General features: G+C 52.5%; 23 protein-coding genes. All 23 read right to left on the bottom strand.

The window, feature by feature from the left end; translation table 11 throughout:
• The coding region (locus KIS77_22810; protein ID MCW5925166.1) for an MBL fold metallo-hydrolase at nucleotides 1–525 on the bottom strand (525 nt) is incomplete at its 3' end.
• Nucleotides 526–604: 79 nt separating this feature from the next.
• Nucleotides 605–1255 (bottom strand): DUF4136 domain-containing protein, encoded by a 651-nt coding sequence (locus tag KIS77_22815; protein MCW5925167.1) that lies wholly within the window; start codon nucleotides 1253–1255, stop codon nucleotides 605–607.
• 12 nt (nucleotides 1256–1267) lie between these two features.
• Nucleotides 1268–1807, bottom strand: a complete 540-nt coding sequence (locus KIS77_22820; protein ID MCW5925168.1) for a YceI family protein — start codon at nucleotides 1805–1807, stop codon at nucleotides 1268–1270.
• A complete protein-coding gene (locus tag KIS77_22825) occupies nucleotides 1804–3495 on the bottom strand; it encodes a hypothetical protein (GenBank protein MCW5925169.1) in 1692 nt (563 codons plus the stop codon). Before KIS77_22825 ends, KIS77_22820 begins: the two co-directional genes overlap by 4 nt.
• A gap of 7 nt (nucleotides 3496–3502) precedes the next feature.
• A complete protein-coding gene (locus KIS77_22830) occupies nucleotides 3503–4072 on the bottom strand; it encodes a hypothetical protein (GenBank protein ID MCW5925170.1) in 570 nt (189 codons plus the stop codon).
• A 60-nt stretch (nucleotides 4073–4132) separates the two neighbouring features.
• Entirely contained in the window at nucleotides 4133–4630 is a 498-nt protein-coding gene (locus tag KIS77_22835) for an SRPBCC family protein (GenBank protein MCW5925171.1), read from the bottom strand.
• A 263-nt stretch (nucleotides 4631–4893) separates the two neighbouring features.
• On the bottom strand, nucleotides 4894–5286 hold the full coding sequence (locus tag KIS77_22840) for a hypothetical protein (GenBank protein MCW5925172.1): 393 nt from the start codon (nucleotides 5284–5286) through the stop codon (nucleotides 4894–4896).
• A gap of 149 nt (nucleotides 5287–5435) precedes the next feature.
• Complete coding sequence (locus tag KIS77_22845) at nucleotides 5436–6149, bottom strand: uracil-DNA glycosylase family protein (GenBank protein MCW5925173.1); 714 nt, start codon at nucleotides 6147–6149, stop codon at nucleotides 5436–5438.
• Nucleotides 6150–6154: 5 nt separating this feature from the next.
• Nucleotides 6155–6820, bottom strand: a complete 666-nt coding sequence (locus tag KIS77_22850) for a class I SAM-dependent methyltransferase (protein ID MCW5925174.1) — start codon at nucleotides 6818–6820, stop codon at nucleotides 6155–6157.
• A 170-nt stretch (nucleotides 6821–6990) separates the two neighbouring features.
• The gene (locus KIS77_22855) at nucleotides 6991–9060 is read right to left on the bottom strand and encodes a copper-translocating P-type ATPase (protein MCW5925175.1); all 2070 of its coding nucleotides are present in this window, start codon (nucleotides 9058–9060) and stop codon (nucleotides 6991–6993) included.
• A 4-nt stretch (nucleotides 9061–9064) separates the two neighbouring features.
• Nucleotides 9065–9958, bottom strand: a complete 894-nt coding sequence (locus KIS77_22860) for a hypothetical protein (GenBank protein ID MCW5925176.1) — start codon at nucleotides 9956–9958, stop codon at nucleotides 9065–9067.
• A 43-nt stretch (nucleotides 9959–10001) separates the two neighbouring features.
• Nucleotides 10002–10388: a hypothetical protein gene (locus KIS77_22865; protein ID MCW5925177.1), complete on the bottom strand. Its 387-nt coding sequence runs from the start codon at nucleotides 10386–10388 to the stop codon at nucleotides 10002–10004.
• A 182-nt stretch (nucleotides 10389–10570) separates the two neighbouring features.
• Entirely contained in the window at nucleotides 10571–11596 is a 1026-nt protein-coding gene (locus tag KIS77_22870) for a T9SS type A sorting domain-containing protein (GenBank protein MCW5925178.1), read from the bottom strand.
• 128 nt (nucleotides 11597–11724) lie between these two features.
• Nucleotides 11725–12090, bottom strand: coding sequence for a hypothetical protein (locus tag KIS77_22875; protein ID MCW5925179.1), 366 nt, complete (start codon nucleotides 12088–12090; stop codon nucleotides 11725–11727).
• A 51-nt stretch (nucleotides 12091–12141) separates the two neighbouring features.
• Nucleotides 12142–13524: a multicopper oxidase domain-containing protein gene (locus KIS77_22880; GenBank protein ID MCW5925180.1), complete on the bottom strand. Its 1383-nt coding sequence runs from the start codon at nucleotides 13522–13524 to the stop codon at nucleotides 12142–12144.
• 348 nt (nucleotides 13525–13872) lie between these two features.
• A complete protein-coding gene (locus KIS77_22885) occupies nucleotides 13873–14994 on the bottom strand; it encodes a DUF1624 domain-containing protein (GenBank protein MCW5925181.1) in 1122 nt (373 codons plus the stop codon).
• A gap of 224 nt (nucleotides 14995–15218) precedes the next feature.
• Nucleotides 15219–15968, bottom strand: coding sequence for an FkbM family methyltransferase (locus KIS77_22890; GenBank protein MCW5925182.1), 750 nt, complete (start codon nucleotides 15966–15968; stop codon nucleotides 15219–15221).
• Nucleotides 15969–16015: 47 nt separating this feature from the next.
• The gene (locus KIS77_22895) at nucleotides 16016–16639 is read right to left on the bottom strand and encodes a class I SAM-dependent methyltransferase (protein MCW5925183.1); all 624 of its coding nucleotides are present in this window, start codon (nucleotides 16637–16639) and stop codon (nucleotides 16016–16018) included.
• Between the two features lie 160 nt (nucleotides 16640–16799).
• Nucleotides 16800–18149, bottom strand: coding sequence for a hypothetical protein (locus KIS77_22900; protein MCW5925184.1), 1350 nt, complete (start codon nucleotides 18147–18149; stop codon nucleotides 16800–16802).
• Nucleotides 18146–18709, bottom strand: a complete 564-nt coding sequence (locus KIS77_22905) for an RNA polymerase sigma factor (GenBank protein MCW5925185.1) — start codon at nucleotides 18707–18709, stop codon at nucleotides 18146–18148. Before KIS77_22905 ends, KIS77_22900 begins: the two co-directional genes overlap by 4 nt.
• A 251-nt stretch (nucleotides 18710–18960) precedes the next feature.
• Nucleotides 18961–20931, bottom strand: a complete 1971-nt coding sequence (locus KIS77_22910) for a DUF1929 domain-containing protein (GenBank protein ID MCW5925186.1) — start codon at nucleotides 20929–20931, stop codon at nucleotides 18961–18963.
• A 4-nt stretch (nucleotides 20932–20935) separates the two neighbouring features.
• Nucleotides 20936–21916, bottom strand: a complete 981-nt coding sequence (locus KIS77_22915) for a hypothetical protein (GenBank protein ID MCW5925187.1) — start codon at nucleotides 21914–21916, stop codon at nucleotides 20936–20938.
• Nucleotides 21916–22674: a PepSY domain-containing protein gene (locus tag KIS77_22920; protein MCW5925188.1), complete on the bottom strand. Its 759-nt coding sequence runs from the start codon at nucleotides 22672–22674 to the stop codon at nucleotides 21916–21918. The genes KIS77_22915 and KIS77_22920 overlap by 1 nt, the downstream gene beginning before the upstream one ends.
• Between the last annotated feature and the right edge of the window lie 7 nt (nucleotides 22675–22681).

Genomic DNA, 22681 nt, shown 5'->3' on the forward strand with positions numbered 1-22681 from the left:
CACGGAAGAGGCGGCGCCGAGAATGTGCCCGTTTTTGCGGAAAAGAAAACTGACCTTAGGCGAAAGCCGGTGTTCGATGCTGTGCTCGACGGTTTGAAACAGTGGAATTGCTTTGTCCACGTCTTTCTCATCATAGAGTGGCAGGGCGGATTTGTGTTTGGAAAAACCCATCCGGTTGGCTCGTTCGGCATCTTCCACCTGGATTTTGGCGCTGTCGTACAGAATGATTTCTGCCAGGTCTGCCGTGGGCGGAGTCATGTAAATTTTGCCCCGAAACCCCCGTTTTACAAACAATGGGATGTAACCGCAGTGGTCGAGGTGGGCGTGAGTCAGTATCAGGGCATCCACCTCGGCGGGATTGACCGGGATATCCTCCCAGTTTTTTTCGCGAAGGGTTTTTATGCCTTGAAACAAACCACAGTCCACCAAAAGGGTCAGTTCCGGGGTGCGCAGCAAGTGCTTGGAGCCGGTCACAGTTTGTGCCGCTCCAAGGGATTGCAGGGTGATTTTATTTGAATCGTTCATGACGTTTTTCTTTTTAGTGGCAAAAGGCAGTTGCCGCATCGGCTTATCTGTTGTACCAATGCTGTTTATCGGGTGTATCTCAATGCTGTTTTTGCACCGTAGCAGTGTGATTCCGGGCTTTCTCCCTTTGCAGTGGCCTTATCGGAAATTTCTTCAAAATGCGATACACCGCGGGGTGCAGGTTGTCGGCCATGTATGCCGGGTCAAAAAGGTCGCCCTGGGCAGTTCCTGTCCACACAAGCCGGCTCTGACGACGGTCATAGACATTCAGCGTAATCGTACTTTCGGCGTAATCGTATCGTTCCGTCACGTATCGGGTATTACCGTAGAAAAAGGGCGAGTGGTAGTAGTAGTTGTTGGGGTGCGGGTAGTAATAAGGATTGTATCTGCCGCCGCCCGGCGAACCGCTGTACACGGCAGAGGTCATGGTCAGTTGTTTGGGCAGGCTGCGCACCACCAATTGAAGCAACACATCCGGAGAGTCCAATTCTGCCTGTAACGCGCGTTCGCCCATGCAGTGGGTGAAATAATTAAGCGTGTTGTTGCGGATGATTTGGTTGTTGAAAGTCGTATTGGCGGTGTCGCGGTCGGGCAGCCAAGCGAAGGTTTTATACCGGGAAAAGTCCGCCGTACGGTCGTAGTCGCTGTACACCTTGTCGTATGCGCGGCATCCGGCCATCGCGGTCAGCCCGGCTATCGCCAAAAAGCCAATGATTTTTATCCAGTTCATAGTTTGAATGTTTTATTCGTTAGCGCGTTTCATCAGCGTTTCATTTAAGTTGACCTCAACGCGGTCATCGAAGCCCTGTTGAAGCAAGCCGGGGTTGAAATCGCTGAGTAAAAAGGAAAAATTGGCCGATAAGCGGCAGGCCATTGTGCCCGCAAATACATGCCGGATACTGGCGTTGAGCATCGCGGGATGTTCCTTGCCGTTCAGGTTGAGCAATCCCTCTATTTTGAAGGTTTGCGTCGGGTGGTCTTGGGTGCTCACAAACGGCACATCCATTTTCCCTTTGAATACCAGTTCCAGTTCCGGGTGGGCGCGGGCCAACACGTTGAACGAGTCGCAGTTGCTTGTAAAGGTTTTCAGCGCGACCCGAAACTCGACTTCCGCCGTCTCGTAATTGAGTTTCATCTTCAACTCGTGGCTCTCGGCCACCAGCGCGCTGTCCATATGTTTGCCCCAGACTTGGATGTGGCCGTCCGGGGCGCCAAGAATTTGCTGAGCCAAAGCGGCTTGACCCAGAAAGAGTAGGCTAATTATTATCAAAAAGTTTTTCATGACGCGGTCTTTAAAATGACGAATTGCATCGGATTCAGCGTCAGGTTCACATAGCGGATATTTCGCTCCGGTTCCTCGTGGCCGAGAATCGGCACGGTTTCCAGCCCGCCGTACAAGCATTCCATAGCGGTTTTCTTTTCATTCAATTCGAAATCAATCAGGACAGATTCTTCTTTCGTCCTGGTCATGGATGAATTGAAAACCACCAAAATCTCTTTTTTGAAAAGAATGCGGGAAAAGGCCAGCGTACATTCGTTACATTCCGGCAGGTGGAAATGCTGCCCGCCGCCCGAGATTTCGCGGATGAACATCCGTCCGAATTTCAGCACCGGGCTTGACTTCCTGATTTGGGCGATTGCGGCGATGGATTGATAAATCCGGGAGTTCGGGTTGAGCAGGTTGGTCTTTTTGTCTCGCGGGTCGAACAGGCATTCCCGTACCGCCCAGTCACCGTCGCCGCTGCCGTCCAATCCTTGCTCGGTGCCGTAGTAAATACAAGGTGTGCCGATAGCGCAGAGTAGAAAACCGATGGCGGCTACGATTTGCTCCGGCGTCGCATCGCTCCCAAAACGGTGTTTGGGGTTTTGGCCGACTTGGTCGTGGTTGTCCACAAAAGTTACCAGAAACTCGCCGTATTCACCCCTGTCCAAGGCATTGCGTTGCAGGGCGGTATAACGCTCGATAAGCCTTTCCGGCGAAGCCGTGCCTTTTATTACGTCGGGAAGCGCACCGTGCAGCGGAAAATCCAGCACGGAGTTCAGCCCGTAATACACGTTTTTATCGTTGACGGATATCGAAGTTTTCGGGCCGATATAATTGGTGCTGACTTCATCCGGGCCAATCAATTCCCCGAACAGGAAGAAGTTTCTCTTACCTAAGGTATAGGCGTATTCCCGCACGGCGGAGCAAAAACGGCTGATGTCAATTTCGCTCATGTGCTTCGCGGCATCTAAGCGAAACCCGTCCACATCCGCTTCCCGAATCCAGTAGCAATGCAAATCAACCAGCAAGTCGTGTACATACTCCGCCTCCGGCGAATCGTCGCTTCGAAAGGCTTTCAGGTTGTTGAAATCGCCGTCACGCGTTTCAGGATAGGCATCGTAATCGCGGATTTGCCCCTGGCGATTGTATAGTTCCGGGTTGCGCAACTCGACCGGCAAGGGGCGGTTTTTGGACCGCCAGCCGCCGAATGGGAACCGCTCGCCCTGAAAGTAAAAATAATCGTGTCCATCGGCGTAAAACCAGTTGTCGCCCGAATGATCCAGCACGATGTCGAGGAATACTCGCATATCGCGTTCATGCGCTGCATCCACCAATGCCTCCAAATCTTCTTTTGTCCCCCAGCGTTTGTCCACATCTAAGTAATTCTGGATGGCGTAACCATGGTAAGCATCGGTGTTGTTCTCAAAAACCGGGCTGAGCCAAAGCGCGGTACAGCCTAGATTTTTGATGTAATCGAGGTGCTGCGTGATGCCCCGGAGCGTGCCGCCGCAACTTTTTACCAATTGTTCTTTGGTTCCGAACCCTGAATGTCGGTCAGCATAAGCCGGTGGGTTTCGTTGGGCATTGTCGTGAAACCGGTCCACCAGCAGGAAATAGATGAACTCCTCGCGCCATTCGCGGTGGCAGTTTTTCCAGTACTGTTTGCCGGGCTTGGGGGATAGGCTGATATCTTTTATGGATTTCATGACATTATTACATTTTAGCGTTCAGGTACAACCTGTTGATGCGCATCATTTTATGCACAGGGTCATACCGGGATAGTTCTCCATCGGTTTTAAACTCGGCTATTATCGCATCGTGAAAAGCATGGTTATCGGGGAAAGCCCCTGTCAGGTTGCCTATCGTGAGCGGCTGGATAGGCCAGGCCGCGTCTTTGCTGAAATACCATTTTGTTTGAGCAGGTGTTTTTCCGATTGCAGGGATGGCGACTTTGTAAATCAAAATGGCTTCTCCCGGATTGACCATCGGATAAACCTTGCCCTGAAAGAGCCGCTCGACGGCCCCGGAGCAATATCGAACGGCGTACACGCTGTCTTTGGCCAGTTTGTAGGTTTGGCCGTTGTGTTTCACAATCACCTGGTTTCGCTTGAACAATGGGTCGGCATTGATTTTGTGCGATTGGCTGTCGCAGCGGATGGCGAAATCCAGCTTGCCGTTCAGGAAATCTTTTGCAGTTCGGAATAGGCCGCTGCTATCGGCTTGGGCGCAGACGCTTGCCGTAAAAAACAGGACAGTGAGCGGCAGCAGAAGGATATGTTTCATAATAAGTCAGATTTTGATAATGAGTTGAATGCCAAGAGTTTACCTCAGACTTATCGTCATCTATTCAGAGCGACTGTTTTTCAATTCCAGGGCTTTTTTTGTATCATTCAGCATATTGTTCAGACACCAATTGCAGTATATTCCTCCAAAAAGAAAGGAGAGCAACCTATAAAACCAGCCCTTCGGCGACTCGTAATCAATGAATATCGTAACGATGGCCCCGTTTTCGGAAGGAGTAATTTCAAACCCCATGCGGTACCAACTCATTATGATGATTTGAGCCGCTCCGATTGTTTCCCATTCTTTCCGTTTGGGTGGTTCCCACTTCCTGACTTCCTCCCTGAAATCAATGGCCATGCCCAGCATCTTTCCGCGCCACCCGTACGTTGCGCCGATGCCGGTTGGGTTGGGAGAAATTTGCTCCAAAGCCAATTTGCTTCCCATCATCATCATGGAATTTTCGCCCATGTGCATCCCCGTTTTTGAAAAGTCATCCATTTGAGCGAAGACTTTTTCGGGTGCAGCCTGAATGGCGGCAGTTTTATACTTCGATTTCATGAGAATAATCTTTCAGTTGAAAAAATTTGCACACTTGCAACACCGGCAGATAGACGCCGACTACTGCCATCGCCGATGTGCAAAAGGATGGACACACGCATACGCCTGTTCAAAAGGTTCAACAGTACGAAACCCGGGAAAGCACTTACAAGAGATTTGGAACGAAGGTCAGATGCCAACAGCAATACCTGCAACGCCCTGTTTCATCAGAAAAGGGACTCCGTCAGAGTAAGCCGGCTTGTGGCCATAGGAGAGAAAGTCATCTAATTCCGCAGAACCAGATAAAGAAGGAAAAGCGGCACCTCATAACAACTTCGCCATTGGGAGAGGATGGGTTTAGGCGAAGATTCAGCCGAAAAATGAGGAAATAAGTAGAGGACAATCGCGGGTGCAGTCGTGGCCAGGAGTTCCGTCGGAACGGGCAGCCCGATTGCCGCTACATTCGGTTTATAGCCATCTTCCGTTTTTGACGCCAGCACTTTGTGCTCGCAACACCCGGATTTTTCAGATTTTTCCCCGCAAGGGCACGGGTTCTTCCTCGGGCTGTACAAATCCACCGAAGACAGTTTTCCACAGCAGTAATGGTAGTGAACCGTCACCCCCGACACCGCGAGCAAATAATAAGCGGAAAACAATATGATGGATAAGCGTTTCATAATTTCACACAAAAATACCCCATCTCCGATAGCCGAAGAATGATTGGAGTCAACGCAAGAGCTGACACTCATCAATATTTCGAGCAAAGGTTGGAGCATACGACGGATGCATTTTGCCAACGACAATGGTTAACATGGGGAAGCAGTATTCAGAGCTCCTGTTTGACTTTTTGTTCCGGTTTTCCGGAAAGCAGCGACGCCGGATTTTGCAAATACGGCCCGATTTTCTGCCAATCTTTCAATTGCTCCTCCATCGTCCGGTTCGCCAATCCCAAACCGCCACAGTGCGACATGGCAAACAATATCCGTTTGCCGGGCAAATGAAACGGCGGGCATTTCAGCAATCCGTTCATGGACTCGTAGGGCAGGGAAGGGAAAATAAGCCGGAGCGCCTTGAAAGCGCTGATACCAACCGTGACAATGAGCCGGGGTTGGATGATTTCAATCAACGGCGCGGTAAAATGCACAGAACTGTGCCGCAGCCAATCGTGCTTCAATTCTGCCGACATCCCGCCTGATTTGATGCCCAGTACAGCGTTGGTAAAGAACAAGGGTTGTGCCACAGGCGCCGAAGGCGGGCCGGGGTCGAGGCCGATGTTGCTCAGCAGTTTGCGCAGACCCCGGTTGGTCGGATTATCGTCCGTGTCGCGCCCCTGGTTTCTGACGAAATAATTGTCGTCGCCCCAATCCTGTCCGATTACCAGCAGTTCGGCATCCAGATTTCCCTGCCAAAGCGACCAGGGGCCGAGCTGCTCGCAGTCGAATTGCCCGCCGGCGATTTGCGAAGGATTTTGCAGCCCTGCCGGAAACTCAACGGCCTTGCGTTTTTGTACCAATTCGCGATATGCCTGCTGTTTGTCCATGATTATCAATGTTTTGTGCCGAAAACCGAGTAAATCCGCATGGTGCCGAACAGGGTATCTACTTTACGCGCTTCCTGCACCAGGGCAAATCCCGATTCATGGAAAATCTGTGGCAACCGCCCCTGCACGTTTTCGCGGGTGGTTTTGAATCCGTCGAGCAATTGCACGACGTAGAAAGCCAGCCGCATCCGCCGGTTGGAAGGTTTGCCCCAATCGGCTACATGCAGACTGCCGGAGGGTTTCAGCACACGTCGCAATTCGCGCAGGCTTCGGCGTTTTTGTGCCGGAGCCAGGTGATGCAGCACCAAGCAAGTCACCACCCGGTCGAACGTGGCATCGGGGTAGGGGAGTATCTCGCCGTTGTACTGCGCCAACTCCAAAAAAACACCCGCTTTTTCCACCTTTTGTTGCGCTATCACAAGCGCCTCCGGGTCCACATCCACCCCGACCACTTCGGGCATCGGATGGCGTTGTTTGAGCCGGATGGCGAGTGAAGCCGTGCCCGTGCCAAAATCAAGGATTTGTTGGCCTGAGCGAATGTCTGCGCTATTTATCAGGGCATCGCGTACCTGGGCTTCGGGGAATACCCGTGCCATCAGTGCGTCGTACCAGCGCGTGAGCCAGCGAAACCGCAGGGCCGGGACATAATTGGCAGTGGTTGTAGTTTTCATTGGCAACATTTCTTTTTTGGAATGAACCATTTGAGCACTTTCAAAATATTGGACCACATAGCATTTGATATTGAAAAAGAAGGTTGTCAAAATCGGCGGACGCCTTTTCGGCAGTCCGCCGTCATGTTGAAAAACCTACTTTATGAAAATGACGATTACTAACAAGAAACTTATTGCAAACCCCGCCGCAGCAACTGCGCGTTGAGTGCCACAATGATGGTGCTGACAGACATCAATACTGCCCCAAATGCGGGGGAAATCATCAGTTTTGGATAAAACAGCCCTGCCGCGACTGGAATCGCAACGAGGTTGTATGCTGTCGCCCAAAACAGGTTCTGTATCATTTTCCGGTAAGTCGCCTTGCCAAAGCGCACGAGACGGAGGATGTCTTGCGGGTCGCTATTGACCAGAATGATGTCGGCGGTTTCGGCAGCCACGTCGGTGCCGGAGCCGACGGCGATGCCCACATCGGCTTGGGCGAGCGCGGGCGCGTCGTTTACCCCGTCGCCGGTCATGGCCACGAATTCGCCTTCGGCTTGAAGTTCTTTTACAATTTCGACTTTTTGATGCGGCAGCACCTCGGCAAAGACTTCGTTCAGCCGCAATTCGCGCCGTACACTTTCAGCCACCTGCTTGTTGTCGCCGGTAGCCATGATGACCTTTACACCGTCATTTTGAAAAGCGGCGACCGCGGCGGCGGAAGTTTTGCGCAGCCGGTCGGCCAGCGCGATGAATCCGACCAATTGGCCATCCACCAGCACAAACACCACGGTTTCTGCCGCCTTGCTTTGAACCGATTCCGGCAGGGCGATCTTCTTGTTTTTCAAGTAATTGGGGCTGACCACCAGCACATCTTTCCCGCCGATTTTCCCCTGAATGCCCTGAGCCGTGAGCGACTGAAAATCGCGAACTTCGAGCAACTTAACGCCCTTTTCTTCCGCGAAACGTACAATTCCCTGCGCTATCGGGTGCTCGGAGTTTTGTTCCAACGAAGCGGCGAGTTGCAGAATGTCCTGTTCCTTGTATTTAGTTGCCACGGACACCACGCGGTTCACGCCGAACGCGCCTTCGGTAAGCGTGCCGGTTTTGTCGAAGACGATGGCCGTGATTTTGCGGGAATTTTCAAAAGCTGTGCGGTTGCGGATAAGCAATCCGTGCTGCGCCGACAATGCGGTGGAAATGGCGACCACCAACGGAATGGCCAGCCCCAGCGCGTGCGGACAAGCGATGACCATCACCGTCACCATACGTTCGAGCGCGAAGGCTGTCGTTTGCCCTGCCCAAAGCCAGTAGCCCAACGTCAACAGCCCCGCGACAATGGCTAAGTATGTTAGCCAGCGTGCGGCGCGGTCGGCTAAGTTTTGAGTTTTAGATTTACTGGATTGGGCTTCCTGCACCATGCGCACCACTTTTTGCAAATAACTGTCCTGCCCGGCATTGGTCACCTGGATTTTCAAGGTGCTGCTGCCGTTCACAGCTCCTGCAATGACTTTTGCGCCGATCGCCTTAACTACCGGCTGCGATTCGCCGGTCAGCATGGATTCATTGACGTAGCTCTCGCCTTCCACCACCTCACCGTCTGCCGGTATTTTTTCGTTGGCTTTTATCAACACCACCTCACCGACTTGCAAGTGCTGAATCGGGTGGTCCTGCACCGAGCCGTCGGCCTGCACCACGTGTGCCTCGGCGGGCATCAGGCTGACCAGCATTTCCAGCGCCCGCGACGCGCCCGACACGGTTTTCATTTCAATCCAGTGGCCAAGCAGCATCACTACGATAAGCGTGGCCAATTCCCAATAAAAATCCATTCCCGGCAGCCCGAAAGTGACCGCCACGCTGTACACAAACGCTACTGTCGTGGCCAGCGCGATGAGCGTCATCATGCCGGGGATGCGGTGGCGCAATTCGGCCACGGCCCCGGCCAAAAACGGCTGGTTGCCGTAAGCAAATAGAATGGAGGATAGACCGAACAACACCCACTTGCGCCCCGCAAAATCGAGGTGAAACCCAAAGAAGTGCTGAATCATATCGGACAGCAACAATATGGGGACGGTCAAAGCCAGGGACAACCAGAATTTGCGCCGGAAACCGTCCACCGAATGGCCTTTGTGTTTGTCGTGTTCGCCGTGCTCACCGCCAGCCGAGGCATGATGAGCATGAACGCCGTTGGCGGCAGCCGGTGATAATCGGTGTTCTTGTCTTTGGGGCGGGGTGGGGTGGGGATGCTCGTGATTTTCCATACGTTTAGTTTTTATGGCCGGAGTTGTTTTTTTGAAAGTTCAATTTTAACACGACGCCTCCGGTCAGTCGAAAAATTCGGCTGACATTCCGCCCGCTTGATATTTTCCCAAAACTTGCATAGAAACCCGTTTTTCCGTTATCCGAATAATAGGCAGTACCGCCGAATTGCCAGTACGAAACGCCGTAGGCCTGTGGTAAATCCGGCACATCGGGCACAAAATCCGCCCCGCCTTGTGTCACTTGCCGTTCTATCCAGGCATCTAAATAGTAATGTGCCGCGGGCAGACCTATTTTTGCTAAAAATGTAGCATAACTCTTGGGCTTGACAACTTGATAATCAGGGCGTTGTTGGAGGACGACAGACAGGTCGCGCTCCGAAATTTCATCCAACCGCCAGTTGTACCCGCTCGTCAGGTTGATGAAAATACCGAATTTGGACTCAAATTGAAAAAGAGCCCGCACCGGTATGACAACAGATTTTTGCCCCAAAGCGCCGACAGTAACAGGCGCGTAGTCGCTCAATGGAAAACTACTGCCAATGCCCAAAATGCCGTTAAAATACCCCGCATCACCAAGCGCAACCCGTAAAGGGCGATATTTGAGGTACAATCCGCCGTCCTGCAACCCACTGTTTTGATTGGTGTACACGTATGGCACGGACACGACCACATCCAGCCGGTCTGTTACCCCGTATTCGGCAAAAAAACTGAGCAAGTTGCCACGGTAAGGCAAGTTGAATACGCTACCGTTTGCGCCGCTGAATTGTTCGGCTTGCATCCCGGAATAGGAAATCGCCACATCCAGGTGTTTGGCGCCTTTCATATAGCCGTCCAGCGGCCCTTGCGCCCGGGCGAGCGAAAAGCACACAACAAATTTTAGGAGGAGGGCGGCAAGCATTGTATTCGTCATTTTCTTAAAACAGGTATTCCTTCACGCACTTTTAATGTTTATGCCCGCTGTGATCGTCGAAGGGGTCTTGATATACGTCCTCTTTCAGCCACTTCAAATCTCTTGTTTCGAGCGCCTTTCGGATATGGCCCCAGTTGTGGTTTTGTGGTCCGGCGGCGAGGTATTGCAGTGTGCCGTTCTGGTCGGCCAGAAGCCGTTCGAGCATTTTCTTTTCGTTCAGTGACTCGATGGCGAGTTCGGCTGCTTTGTTTAGGCTCTTATAGGCTTTGCCGTGCTTCTTTTGTGCTTCGTAGGCGACGGCTTTGTTGTAATGAAAAAACCAGTCGGTCGCATCTCCGGCGGCAGTAGCTGACACCTTACTCGTGGTGCAATTCGCGCCAAAAGCCAGCAAAATCAGCAGTAAAAGAGCATTTTTCATAAAATCTTCTTTTAAAAGGTGGCGCGAAAACTGTTCCGCGCCACCGGACGTAAACAAAAACTACCACCTCAAAACCTGCTTTTTTCTTTTAAAAGCCGGGCGGAAGGTGTGGAGCTCCCGTCCCGGCCAAGTGCCCTGTAAGCGACTTGTTTTCTTTTAGACAGCGTCATGTTGAGGCGGTTTTATTGAACAATGACTTTCCTGACCTCGATGACGTTTTCATCGGTCTGGACTTTCAGGATATAAACCCCTGTTGGAAGCATGGACGAGAGGGGTATCTGTTCGTTCAGCATGGTCACATCGTGCAAATGGATGGGGCACAAGGGGCTTGCCCCCCGCGCGTCCACCATTGAAATCGAAACATCTGTGGGGTGTTCAAAGTCGGCTTGTATGCTCAACTTATCGGTGACCGGGTTCGGCCACACACTTATTTCTCTTTCACCAAGAGCAGGATTGGTAGCGCTGGTAGTAATGAGTGCAGGGTTAAACCCCGTCTGCATCACATCTTTATTTGCCTCGTTCTGGACAAAAGCCACGACCTCCAATTGCGTCCAGTCGGGCGTCGGGTCCCCGGCGTAAATCTCCCATTGCGCTTCGATAACGACCGAATCGCCGACAGCCCAATCCGCCGGGAGGGGTGTGCCGACTGCATCCGGCAACAGTTTTCGCATCACGTTCTGAAAATGATTCTCGCCGTTGTACGAAGTGAAGCCCGTGATGTCCTTCTCTGTCACGGCAATCTTTGCCCTCAACTGGGGCATCCCTGAAATGGCTTGTGTCGCCGTTATCACGACATGGGTAAAAACAGTGTCGTGTGCATCGGAAAAATCGTGAGAAACCGAAATGGCAAATGGCGATGACACGGCATATCGGGCGTCCAAAATTGCCTGATTGAAACCGAACACGGGACCGCTCCATGTACTACCGTCCATGTGGCCATACGGTGCGGACGCGTTGGAATAATAGATGCTCGCATCGTCCACATCCACCGGGTTGTAGTCGTACAAGCGGGGCGTACCGAAAGGTATGTCGGTTTGGTACTTGACAGAGACAATTTTCTGAGCGTTGGCATCGAGCAATTGATTCAAACCGGGGTTGTAAACGGCGCATGGCGGGCAGTTTTCTCCCGTGAACTCTTCAAACAACATCAACCGCTGCGATTGACCTTGCGAAGCGCATGAAAAAAACATACCGGCGATCAGCAGCATTGACCTTCTCATGTTGAATATTTTTTAACGCGAGCATCAAATAATTTTGACGTACAACAGCAGGGTCAGCCGGGCGGGAGCTGTGGAACTCCCGACCCAGCTACACACCCTGTATAAACCCCGATGAATCATTTTTCAAAATCTATCTCCACCTCCACGCTGTCCACCGTGTTGCCGATGCGCAGGGTATTGCCTTCGAGGTGGTGAATCGTCCATACATTGCCCGACAGCGTGAGTTTCATATTGGCCTCATCCGCTGCCCATGTGCCGGAAGTGGGATGCGTGAAGGGCGTGATGTTGGTGGTTATTTCGTAGTTGCCGCCCGTTTGCAGGTGCAGAAACATCGTCGTCGAGGCCGGTGCTGCTACGCCGTCAACCTTGATTTCGGTGGAATTCCACTCGGCGGTCAGGTTTTCGGTCAAGGTCGGGTCGTCGTTTTTACAGGAGTAAAAAACCCCGCCGAACAGGAACAAAGCGGCGAAGAATAAGGGCATGATTTGCTTCATGTTTGTAAAATTTTATGTTTGAATGAATGAATTGGCGTGTCACTGGATTTCATAGTTGAGCATCATCCCCCCATCTTCGTGTTCGAGGTTGTGGCAGTGAAAAACGAATTTGCCTTTGAGGTCGGGAAAACGGACAATGATGCGCACTTTTTCGCCGGGGAAAGCGAGCACGGTGTCCTTCCAGCCGCGTTCCCAAGGCTCGACGGCCCCACGGCCCCCGCTGCGGGATAGCACCTGGAATTGCCCGGCGTGCAGGTGCATTGGGTGCGTCTCCGTACCTGCCGAATTGTCGAACTCCCAGATTTCAACCGTTCCGGCCTTCACCACTTCGTCGCGGCGGTCAGGGTCGAATGTTTTGCCGTCTATTGGGTGCATCACCATACCGTCCATGCCGCCGTGCTGCATCATGTGTCCGATGTTGAACGTGCGCGTGGCGACCGCCTGCGACTCTGGTATTTTTTCAACCGGCATCAGCGCGCCAGGTATGGATGTATTGTCGGATTCTTGCCGCGTCACCTTCAATTTCAGGATGTAAAACGCCTGCTGCCCTTGCGTCTCCGTCCCGGCAAAAGCGTTGCTCTGCAAGTACAATTCCGAGCCGATGGCCTGACCGTCGAAATCGAACAGAATATCTGCCCGCTCGCCGGGCGCAAGCATCACGGACGACACCGACACCGGCGCATCCAGCAAACCGCCATCCGAACCGATGAGATGGAACATAGCGCCGCTCGAAAACGCGAAGTTGTAAATACGGGCGTTCGAGCCGTTCAACAACCGGAACCGGTATGTGCGGGTGGCAACTTCGAGCACCGGCGAGGCCGTGCCATTCACCAGGATGGATTCGCCAAACATTCCGATGCTGCGGTCATCGGTATCCGGGTTGTAGGTCAGGCCGCCGTCGAGCCGCTTGTCCTGCACCACAAGCGGCACGTCGTATTCGCCCGAAGGCAGACCTAAGGATTCTTCTTCCGGCGAAGTGACCACGAAGAAACCCGCCAGCCCGCGCCAGGCCTGACTGGCCGTAGACATGTCCGGGTGCGGGTGATACCAGTAGGTGCCGGGGCGGTTTTTCACCGGGAAGTTGTATTGGAACGAGCCGCCGGGCGCTGTCACATCGGTCGGGTAGCCATCCTGCGCGGCAGGCACTTCCAGTCCGTGCCAGTGAATATTGGTCGCTTCGCTCAAATTGTTTGCAAATGCCAGATTGAACCCTTCGCCCTGCCGGATCCGAATGGTTGGCCCCAATATGGCAGCGCCGCCATACCCCAAAGCATTCACGCTTACGTCTGTGCCGAGCTGTGCCGTGCCGGATTTTGCATCGAAAGCGGCATTGGAGCCATCTACAAAGGCAGGTATTGCCAGCGGGTTGGAAAACCCGCGTTCCACCACCTTCCGGGCTGTTGCTGCATCGCTGTTGTTCATTTTTTGGCAGCGCGCGCAAGAAAGCACAAGAAAAGCAGCCATCACCGCCAGTCCGGGTAATTTGATTCGTAGTTTCATTGTGTGAAAAAATTGCCGTTAAAAAATCGTTATCGCAAACTCGTAGCAACTAAAAAAGCAAGTGCGGCGCGGCGCGGAGAAAGGTTGCACGAGCCTTCATTTTTTCTAAGAAACCGTCTGAAAACCCCCGGCGAGGCGAGAAGGCGTAGATTTTGGTGTCAGGTAAGGCTCATTTTTAAGGGAATAGTCTTGTCCTATTGCCGAAAAAATAGCCGCTGCATGACGGCAAAAGATGCGCCTTATCGCCCGGTGGGGGTTTTCAGACGGTTTCTAAATCTTGACAAAAATCTTTCGCCTCCAAAGCTCCCGGCACACCAACCAAATCACCGCCGTAAAGCTCAGCGCGAACAGCAACGAGCCAAGTTCGGCGCCAGCGACGGGGTAAAACATCTTTTCATAAATCCAGTACATCGCGTTGCGGGTTTTGCCAGCCGGGTCGGTGTATTTTAGCGGCAGCATGCTTCTGGCCGCTACACTCGAAAGCACGTAGGCGAACAATGGGTTTGCCCCAAAAACCAGAAACGGCCGGGCAATCGTCTGCCAGCCCCGGACATCGAGCGCCCAGATGCAAAAGGCCAGAAAAATCATGGCCAACCCTGCGGTGTATAGCACGAAAGAGCTCGTCCAAAGCAGTTTGATAATGGGGAAAACCGCGCCCCACGGCAATCCGGTGGCGGTAAGCGCCAGTCCGTATTTCAAAAAATCGGACACCAGGCGTTTTTTGTCCTGCTTTTTATCCGCGATCAATCCACCCGTGAGATACCCGATGATGACCGTGACGACGGCTGGCAAGGTGCTCAACAATCCCTCCGACTCGAACGGAATACTGATGCCGTGATTAAGGTGGGCCGCGCCGAGCACCGCGAGGTCGATTTGCCGCACCAGATTTGTCTCAATCGAATAAGGGTCTCCCGTGCCGCCGAACCATAACGCCGCCCAGTACCCGACGAGCAGCAGCCCACTTGCGATGACCAGTTGCTTTTTGTTCAGCGACAAGCAGAGGAAAGCCGCCAGTCCGTAGGCAAGTCCGATGCGCTGCATCACGCCCATGATGCGCAATTCCGGCCAGTTGGTATGCACAAACGGATAAGCATTCAGTGCCACCCCGATAAGGAAAATCAGCCCCGCTCTACGAAGTATTTTCCGTGCAAGAGCGGGCGACAGTTTTTGGTGGTATTTTTCAAAAGAAAACCACGCCGACACCCCCACGATGTACAGGAAAAAAGGGAATATCCAATCCGCCAATGTGCAGCCGTGCCATTCGGCATGACGCAGTGGTGCAAACACATGCTCCCAATCGCCGGGCGTGTTGACGATTATCATCAGTGCGATGGTAAGGCCTCGAAAAAAATCAATAGCCAGATAGCGGCTTGTGGCAACGGTTTCGGACATTTTTTATGTCTTTTTGCAGTTCATCTGCTGTAAAGCGATTTTCAAATATGGCCAAGCCTCCCTGCGGCAAAGGCAAAGGACAACCCACCTGTGGCGATGACCACAGAGCGGTGTTTTGGCGTTGACCAATCAATTGAAAGGGGTAGTACGGCAGAATGAAGCCGACACGGGGGATGATTTACCGATAGTTTAGGTGCAAAACCTGAATTGCTCTTGCAACCTGATCATCCACCCGGCTTAAAAAACTTGCTGTTGACAAACAGCACGTCTGATTCCACCATTTGAATTTTGTTTCTTTTGCTTGCGCCGATGTGGCAGTATTGATAGAAGCCATTTTCGTACAGCAGTTCGAAAATCTTGTAAAAAGGCACGGCATTTTTGTAGAATTCGAGGTATTGCACTTCCAGATACAGCACCTTAACTTTTTCTCTCAGCGTTTGCAGCCCGCCTTGCAGCACGTTGTACTCGAATCCCTGAACGTCTATTTTCACGATGTGAACTTCCTCGCTGTCGGTAAAGTATTCGGCATACCAGCTGTCCAAGGTCAAAGAGTCCACCTGAATCGTTTTGGTCTCTGCCAACGCCTCTTTGATTTCGGGATAACATCCGCCGTAGAGCGCGTCGTTCGGTTGGAGACAAGAATTGGTTGAAGAAAAATCAGAGGTATGGAAATACAGTCTCCCGTTCGATTCGGCCAAAGCGATATCGAACAGATAGACATTTCTCGTGCCCTCGTACTTTTCGTACAATTCCCTGAAAATGTTCGGAGTCGGTTCAAAAGAAAAAATGGAAGCATTGGGAAAAAGTTTGCTGATGTAATCAATCGTTTGACCCGTGTTGGCGCCTATGTCGAAAAACACAACAGGGTCATTTTTGCCAAAAAAACTGAGCAGTATATCGTCCAGCCTCGGATGCAGAATCGCCAGTTTCGAATTGACAAAAGGAATCCGCCGAAGCATTTGCAGCAACGTCATGTCCGCATCATTTGAGCGTTTGAAAAAAGAAGGGGCAGGAATCAGGATTACCTGCTGTGGTACTTGTTGCTGTATTTTTTTCTTAAAATGGTAAGCCCGTTGTTCCAGGGCAACGTTGACCATTCCCAAAACTGCGGGTCCAATTCGGCAACAGCCCTGTACGGCCCGCCTTTGGCCCACTGGCCATCTTTGAGGGTCAAATCCGTATGATAAAACGGGTCCGTGTTTCCGTACATCAAATCGTGCAGCAACACCACGCTGCTTGGGCCGATTAACCGGTCGAGAATCTCCAACTCCTTTTTTACATGAGGATAGGAATGCCAGTCGTCAATGAAGATAACGTCAATTTTTTTCCGCTCATCCCAGGTTTCGAGAAATTCGATAGTGTCCTGCTGGCAGAATGTGTAATGGCCGGAATCAGGGACAAATTCCGTCGGCGGATTCAAATCAACAGACCACAAATGCCCTTTATTCATTTCGGCTGCCGTCAGCAACGGTTGGGTGGTGTGCCCTTCTCTTACCCCGAGTTCCACAAAAGTTTTACCCCTCGACGCCAATGCAATGGCGAAAATGGAAATGATGTGCCGGTCGGAATCTTCCTTGCCAAAGAGCGCCTTGTCGCAAAAAGTTTTGACGGGGTTCTTGGTTGAGCCGTTTAGGTGCTGTTTCAAGGGGTGATTCACGTGAATCTCGGAAACCTCGACCCCATTAGTAGGACCATGCAGCGGATAAGTTTGATTCATTGTCATGAGTTTAAAAGTTAAAATACGGGTTGGAGGAAAAGAATGTGTGTAAGGGATTAAAAAAACTGTGTTGGAGCAGGGAGGCCTATTAAAAATGATAAAACAATCCGGCGCTGGCAGAAATCGAAGTTTGCCCCCTTCTCCCGGTCAGCAACTGTTCAAAAGACAGTCGCCAACGCGGCGCAAGCCGGTACTCTATTCCTGCTCCGAACAAGTAGTGCAACGCCATCTTGTTGTAGTCAACTATCGTCACCACCGGTATGTGCCCGTCCGGGAAATACAAGCCCGTATGCGCTTTGGAGAATTGCTTCACTTGTGCATTCGCGCGACCTGAGAAGCCCAACATTGCGCCACCGCGCAAGGTGCTTTTCCAGCGGCCATATCCCAAAAGCCTTTGCATGCTGAGCGGTACGAGCCATTCAGTACTGCGGAGCCTGGTTTGCATGGTCACCACAAAGGGCTCGTCGTTGGGTATGTGCGAAGTGGGGTCCACCTCTTCCATAAGCAAAACCACCTCTGTGGGAATCCCCCCGTTTGAAGGAAGTGCGTACCGGAATTCGTATTGTTTCGCGCCAGGGTCGTTCGGGTTGAGGTTGATGCCGTCCATAAGGCGCAATGTGGCGATATCGGAATAGATGTGGGTGGTAGTCTGTTGCCAGAGACCAGATTCTACACGCCAGCGCGGATTCAGTTGATAAGCTATTGAAATGCCCGATTGCAGGCCCGTTGCCGGGTTTTGTGTGTGTTCGGCAACCGGGATGTGCCCGGTCTGATTCATTCCGGCTAATTTCTGCCACTGCCACACCGGGGCTATGTGCAACCCGACCGACCATTGGTTCGAACGGGCGCGGCGTGGTATTTCAACTGTCAAAGATGAAAGAGACTCTATCCTTTGCGCAATTGCCAATTGTGGTGGTGGCAGCGTAGGCAATGGAGACAAAACGATGACATCCGATGTGTCGAAAGAATCGGCCATAACTTGGCCCGAGTCGGCAACCACAGCGTTTATCGGGGTAATCAGCTGAAACACCTGCTCGGGGCTTGTTTGTGTTGCCTGTTTTTGCAACACGCTGTGTTTTCGCATTGGCAGTGCATCGTCTGTCGGCATTTGACGGACAGGAACATCGCCGCCGGGCAAGAGGGCGGCATTCGCCACTGTATTTTCAAAGGCGTTCACGCTGCTGCCCACAACCGGTGCAGCTGCTTGTGGCGCAGCGACGGTAGGTTTGTCCCCCTGCATTTTCCGCATAGCCAACCCGCCAAGCAAAACTGCCAGTCCCATGCCCGCCAGCCACCACCAAATCACCGGGCGGCGGCGCTTGGACAACCGTGCCTCGACGCGCTTCCACACCCGTTCCGGGGCGGGTGGCGCATAGTCGCCAAGTGCTTCCCGGAGCAGGCGTTCTATTTCGTCAAAGTGAGCAGAACGGTTTGTCATATCAACATCAATGTTTTGTTCAACAGCTTTCGCAGATAGGTTTTTGCCCGAATCAGCTGGGATTTTGAGGTGCTTACGGTGATGCCCAATTCGCGGGCGATTTCTTCATGGCTGTGGTCTTCCAGGACGTACAAATTGAGCACGCTGCGGAAACCCGGGGGCATTTGTTGGAGCAGCCGCAGCAATCGTTCGGGCAGTTCCGTGTCCGATTCATCCATGCTTTCAAATTCGAAACCTTCCAGTACGTCCAAATTCAGCGTTTCGGGCAGTTGTCGCTGTTTTTGCAATTGTTCCAGCGCTGTGCGCACCACGATTCGCCGTATCCAACCTTCCAAACTGCCCTCGCCCCGGTATTTGCAGATGTTTTGAAATACCTGCACGAAGCCTTCTTGCAACAGGTCCTCCGCTTCCGTTGGCGAATTGGCAAATCGCAGACACACACCGAACATCCTTCTGCTGTACCGCTCCCACAACATACGCTGAGCGTACCGTTCGCCTGCACAGCAAGCGGCGGCCAATACCATGTCGGTGCTCGGCGGATTTGCGTCTAATGCGTTCAATTTTCTAAAAGGAGAAGTGCGGGCGTTGAAAAAGAAAAGCTGCACGAGCCTGAAAAAAATTTATAAAAAATAAAATCCCCCGTGCTGTGCGCGCACAACACGGGGGACATCTCGATTTGAAGTTCGGATTTCAGAGGTGCGGGTCGAATGCCCGCTGCACGTTTTCGACGGCCTCGGCTTCCTGCCCTTCGAGGAAAAGCGTGAGTTGTCGCCTTTGGGAAATCAATTTTTCGAGCATTTCTTGGCTGAACTCATTTTTTGACAAACTGCCGCACCAACACCCTTCGCCCCGTTTCCATTTTCAAAAAATAAACCCCTGTCGGGCAGTCGGGCAAAGCCAGCCGCAGGCGCCCATCGGCATCCGGCGCGAGGCCGCCCGACCAAAAGCCGACGATTCGGCCCGACACATCCGCCATCGAAACCGATCGGATACGTTCCTCTCCCGAAAAGGTTGTTTGCAGGAAAATCTCCCGGCTCGCCGGGTTGGGAAAAACGGAAAGCGCCGGCTCGAATGCCGGGTTTTTGACCGAAACCGCTGCTTTCCCCGGCAGAATCCGCACAATTTTCGCCACCGATGGAATGTCGTCCACCATCGCCCAGAGCAAATACCAGCCCGGCAAGGCTTTCAGGGAATCGTCGGGGATTTCTGCGCTAATGGCTTGATTTTCAACCGAAAAATTTAAATCGAGAAAACGATTTTCCCCACAGTTCATCATGTGGGTGACGGCCTGCATACTTTGCAAAACCACCGAAGTGGGTGCGTTGGTGCGCGCCACGTCGAAGTGTATCGTCTCGCCGCGCCGGTAATCGCTTTTTGCCAGGTTCAGGATTTGCGGACGCACGCCCCGGAACAGGTACGGCGGCTCATAAGCGTCGATGACGCTCAACGGCGGCTCGTTGCCGGGTTCGCCTTCGCCTCCCACGACTATCACGCGACCGTCGGGCACAAGAATGGCCAGCGCATGGTACTCCCGCTTGCGGGGCATCGGCGCGAGCCGCCGCCAGGTGTCGGCATAGGGGTCGTATTGGTCGGTCAGGTCCATGTAGCCCCATTGGTTCACGGGCGCAGGGTGGGCGGGGTCTTCTTTGGCCCCAGCGAGCACAAGGATGCGGCGGTCAGGGGTCAGCACCGTTTCGGAGCGCGAACGGAGCGGGTCGAAATCGGCTCCTAAAGCCCATGCGTCGGCGATGGGGTCGTAACGCTCCACAAGGTTGCCGCCACTGCCAGCGGGGAAGGGTTTAAAGCCTATGGCGATCACCTCGTCTTCCGGTAGATGCACCAGTTCGTGATCCACATGGTCGCCGTTGGGCATCCGGTTTCCCTGCACAAAATCGGCAGCCAAATCCCATTGCTCAGTGACCGGGTCGAACAGTTGCGGCGGGCGGAACGTCATCAGGGCTTTGCCGCTGTAAAGCGTCAGGATGGGCGATTGCTCCATGCCGATGGCCACCGTGTCGGCCCATTCGGTCGTGCCGGCGATAGGGTCGTAGAGTTCGGAGGTTTTCACCCGGACGGGGTTGTTCAGCCCGCCTCCGCCTACGATGAGCAGCCGCCCGTCGGCCAGTTGGGTCATGGCGGGATACCAGCGGTAGTCGAGCATGAGCGGCAAGGACTGCCAGGTTTGCGTGGCGAGGCCGAACTGTTTGATTTTCCGCGTACCGGGTCCGTAAATTTCCTGGTCCGTGCCGCCCGCCATGATGACCTTGTTGTTCCAAAGCAGTTTGGAGGCAGCACAACCCTGCACCTGCATATCGCCCGGAATGGCAAGCATATCGTCGAGTGCGGGGTCGAATACGAAAGGGTCTTTGGTATTGTGACAGTAATAAATACTGCCGTCGGGCAGCAGAACGCCGAGGTCGGTGCCGCCGAGCGGTTCGGGTGAATTCATGATCGTCGTCCACTGGCCGGGATGCGTTTCGGGTTCTAATTGCGCATCATGGATGACCGTGCCGACGATGCCCGTCGTGGCGTTTTGGAAAAGTTCGAAGCCGCGCACAGCCACGTTGAAAAAGAAATAATACGGGTCGAGATTTTCAAAAAGATAAACCCCGTTGGCATCGGTACGAGCCTCCCGGAACATGGAAGTATCGTTGAGAAAAATGGTCACACGGGCATTGGCCACGGGTGCGCCGTTGGAGTCGGTGACTGTGCCGGTGAGGGTTTGGGCGGAAATACTGACAATGTACCCGAAAAAGAGGTAGAGTATGAATGTGATTTTCATGTCGTTAGATTAAAATGCTGTTATTTAAAACAATTGGTTTTGGGCGGCTTTTGTAATTCAATATGACTTGTTCTACATCTTTTTTGGGTCTGTAAATACCCGGTTGAATGCTTGCCAGTCGGATGCGCGCATATTTATTCCGAAAGGGTAGTCGGATGAATGTTACGCTTCCTTTGTATTGCTTAGGCTCAAATCGAAACGGGTAGTCATCGGTGTTTGCTTTGATGACAAGACGAACCTCGCTTTCATCTTCAAAGTCGCCATCTACGTAAAAGGCTCCCATTTTCGAGATACCGGAAACAGTAAATGTGCGGCCAAACCTTTCCATAATCGCCCCACAAATCTGATTCATCACTAATTTTTTAGGTAACAACGACTCTTTACGGTAATAAACCACCCGGAAATCGGGAATATTAGGGGTAATTTCAAATTCAAGCCGCACTCCAAATCCTTTTTCAGCAAATCCTCGCCAAAGAGTGGCTTCTGTTTGCTCGGAAAGAATCCTTGGGTCGGCAAAAGAGGCGTAAAAAGTTTCTTGCATGATTTTTTCCCAAAATGGCTTGCCGTTCCCGTCATGCTTTTCGTCATAACCACGCAGGCCGTGATCTTCGTAAAAAGGCCGAAAATACTCGGCGCTTTTTCGTTTCAGTAGGTTAAAAAGCCACAACTCCTTCGATCCAATGATATTAGTGAAGTGATAAAAAGTAGTGAAGTGATAAAACCGACCCCCGATAATGCGAGGGTAATAGTGATCAAAAACCACATTGGATAATTTTTTAGTTTGTACACCAAACAGGTGTTTCTGGTGCCAATCACTGTTCCTCAAAAAAGAGCCAATAAACACCAAATCATCGGGGCTAACCTTCTCCTCATTTTGTAAAAAACCGTTGATAATCTCAGCCGCTTCCCCTCTGAAATTGCGATTGAGTTGATCGTTTTCTAATTGTTGTTGGAACAACTTACTGGCTCGCTCCGTCAATTTCATCACTTATACAATTTGCGTAGTGTTGGTGAAGTAACCATAAACAACGCAAAACCCGAACAAATGGTCAACAGCCCCAGCACTGAAAATACCCGCAACAGCCAATTGCCGATGTGGTCGCGGCTTTCGTAGTCCATCACGTGCAGCATCCAGAGCCAATCGAACCACCGCCATTTTTCGTTGCGGAATTTTTCCACCGTGCCCAATTCGGCAGCGACATACACAACGGTTTTGGAAGAATGTTCGAAAGTGACGGCCCAGGCGGGCAAGGCATTTTCCCGGTATTCGTGGTCGGGAGGCATTTCATCGAGGTACACCGCCGATAGCAAAGTCGGTGTGCCGTTGAATTGCCGGGCCGCAACTTCCACCGCTTCTTCTTTCGACAAGGCCCGGCGCAGTGCGCCGGTTTTGGCATCGGCAAGCCGCACTTTTCGCGGATGCCGGTGGCGGGCATTTTTTTCAAAAAAAACCACCTGCCAGCACACCGCGTCCAGCACCGGGACCAAGCGCAGACTGAGGATGCTGTCGGGGCTTTCACCCGCTGCTCGCAGGTTCTGCACGACCACCGAGGGCGATACCCAGTCTGCCGTATCCGGCACTAGCAGCGGCGCCGGCCGGCGCTGATAATCGCCGTGTATCTCGTCCATGTCCGACCAACTGAAATACAGCCCCCCGATAGTCCAAAGCAAAAATTGAATCCCAATGGTCACGCCCATGTAGCGGTGCAATCGGCGGAGGTAGTATTGACGGGTGTGGCGCATGAAAAGA

This window comes from Saprospiraceae bacterium, assembly GCA_026129545.1.
Taxonomy (GTDB): domain Bacteria; phylum Bacteroidota; class Bacteroidia; order Chitinophagales; family Saprospiraceae; genus M3007.

Coding starts and splice junctions, on each gene's coding strand:
- KIS77_22850 (MCW5925174.1), bottom strand. CDS start 6,820: ATGAAAACTACAACCACTGCCAATTATGTCCCGGCCCTGCGGTTTCGC.
- KIS77_22900 (MCW5925184.1), bottom strand. CDS start 18,149: ATGACAAACCGTTCTGCTCACTTTGACGAAATAGAACGCCTGCTCCGG.
- KIS77_22870 (MCW5925178.1), bottom strand. CDS start 11,596: ATGCTGCTGATCGCCGGTATGTTTTTTTCATGCGCTTCGCAAGGTCAA.
- KIS77_22915 (MCW5925187.1), bottom strand. CDS start 21,916: ATGAAATTGACGGAGCGAGCCAGTAAGTTGTTCCAACAACAATTAGAA.
- KIS77_22840 (MCW5925172.1), bottom strand. CDS start 5,286: ATGAAACGCTTATCCATCATATTGTTTTCCGCTTATTATTTGCTCGCG.
- KIS77_22815 (MCW5925167.1), bottom strand. CDS start 1,255: ATGAACTGGATAAAAATCATTGGCTTTTTGGCGATAGCCGGGCTGACC.
- KIS77_22890 (MCW5925182.1), bottom strand. CDS start 15,968: ATGACGTTGCTGCAAATGCTTCGGCGGATTCCTTTTGTCAATTCGAAA.
- KIS77_22855 (MCW5925175.1), bottom strand. CDS start 9,060: ATGGAAAATCACGAGCATCCCCACCCCACCCCGCCCCAAAGACAAGAA.
- KIS77_22910 (MCW5925186.1), bottom strand. CDS start 20,931: ATGAAAATCACATTCATACTCTACCTCTTTTTCGGGTACATTGTCAGT.
- KIS77_22885 (MCW5925181.1), bottom strand. CDS start 14,994: ATGTCCGAAACCGTTGCCACAAGCCGCTATCTGGCTATTGATTTTTTT.
- KIS77_22830 (MCW5925170.1), bottom strand. CDS start 4,072: ATGAAACATATCCTTCTGCTGCCGCTCACTGTCCTGTTTTTTACGGCA.
- KIS77_22820 (MCW5925168.1), bottom strand. CDS start 1,807: ATGAAAAACTTTTTGATAATAATTAGCCTACTCTTTCTGGGTCAAGCC.
- KIS77_22875 (MCW5925179.1), bottom strand. CDS start 12,090: ATGCCCTTATTCTTCGCCGCTTTGTTCCTGTTCGGCGGGGTTTTTTAC.
- KIS77_22920 (MCW5925188.1), bottom strand. CDS start 22,674: ATGCGCCACACCCGTCAATACTACCTCCGCCGATTGCACCGCTACATG.
- KIS77_22825 (MCW5925169.1), bottom strand. CDS start 3,495: ATGAAATCCATAAAAGATATCAGCCTATCCCCCAAGCCCGGCAAACAG.
- KIS77_22880 (MCW5925180.1), bottom strand. CDS start 13,524: ATGAACAACAGCGATGCAGCAACAGCCCGGAAGGTGGTGGAACGCGGG.
- KIS77_22835 (MCW5925171.1), bottom strand. CDS start 4,630: ATGAAATCGAAGTATAAAACTGCCGCCATTCAGGCTGCACCCGAAAAA.
- KIS77_22845 (MCW5925173.1), bottom strand. CDS start 6,149: ATGGACAAACAGCAGGCATATCGCGAATTGGTACAAAAACGCAAGGCC.
- KIS77_22860 (MCW5925176.1), bottom strand. CDS start 9,958: ATGCTTGCCGCCCTCCTCCTAAAATTTGTTGTGTGCTTTTCGCTCGCC.
- KIS77_22865 (MCW5925177.1), bottom strand. CDS start 10,388: ATGAAAAATGCTCTTTTACTGCTGATTTTGCTGGCTTTTGGCGCGAAT.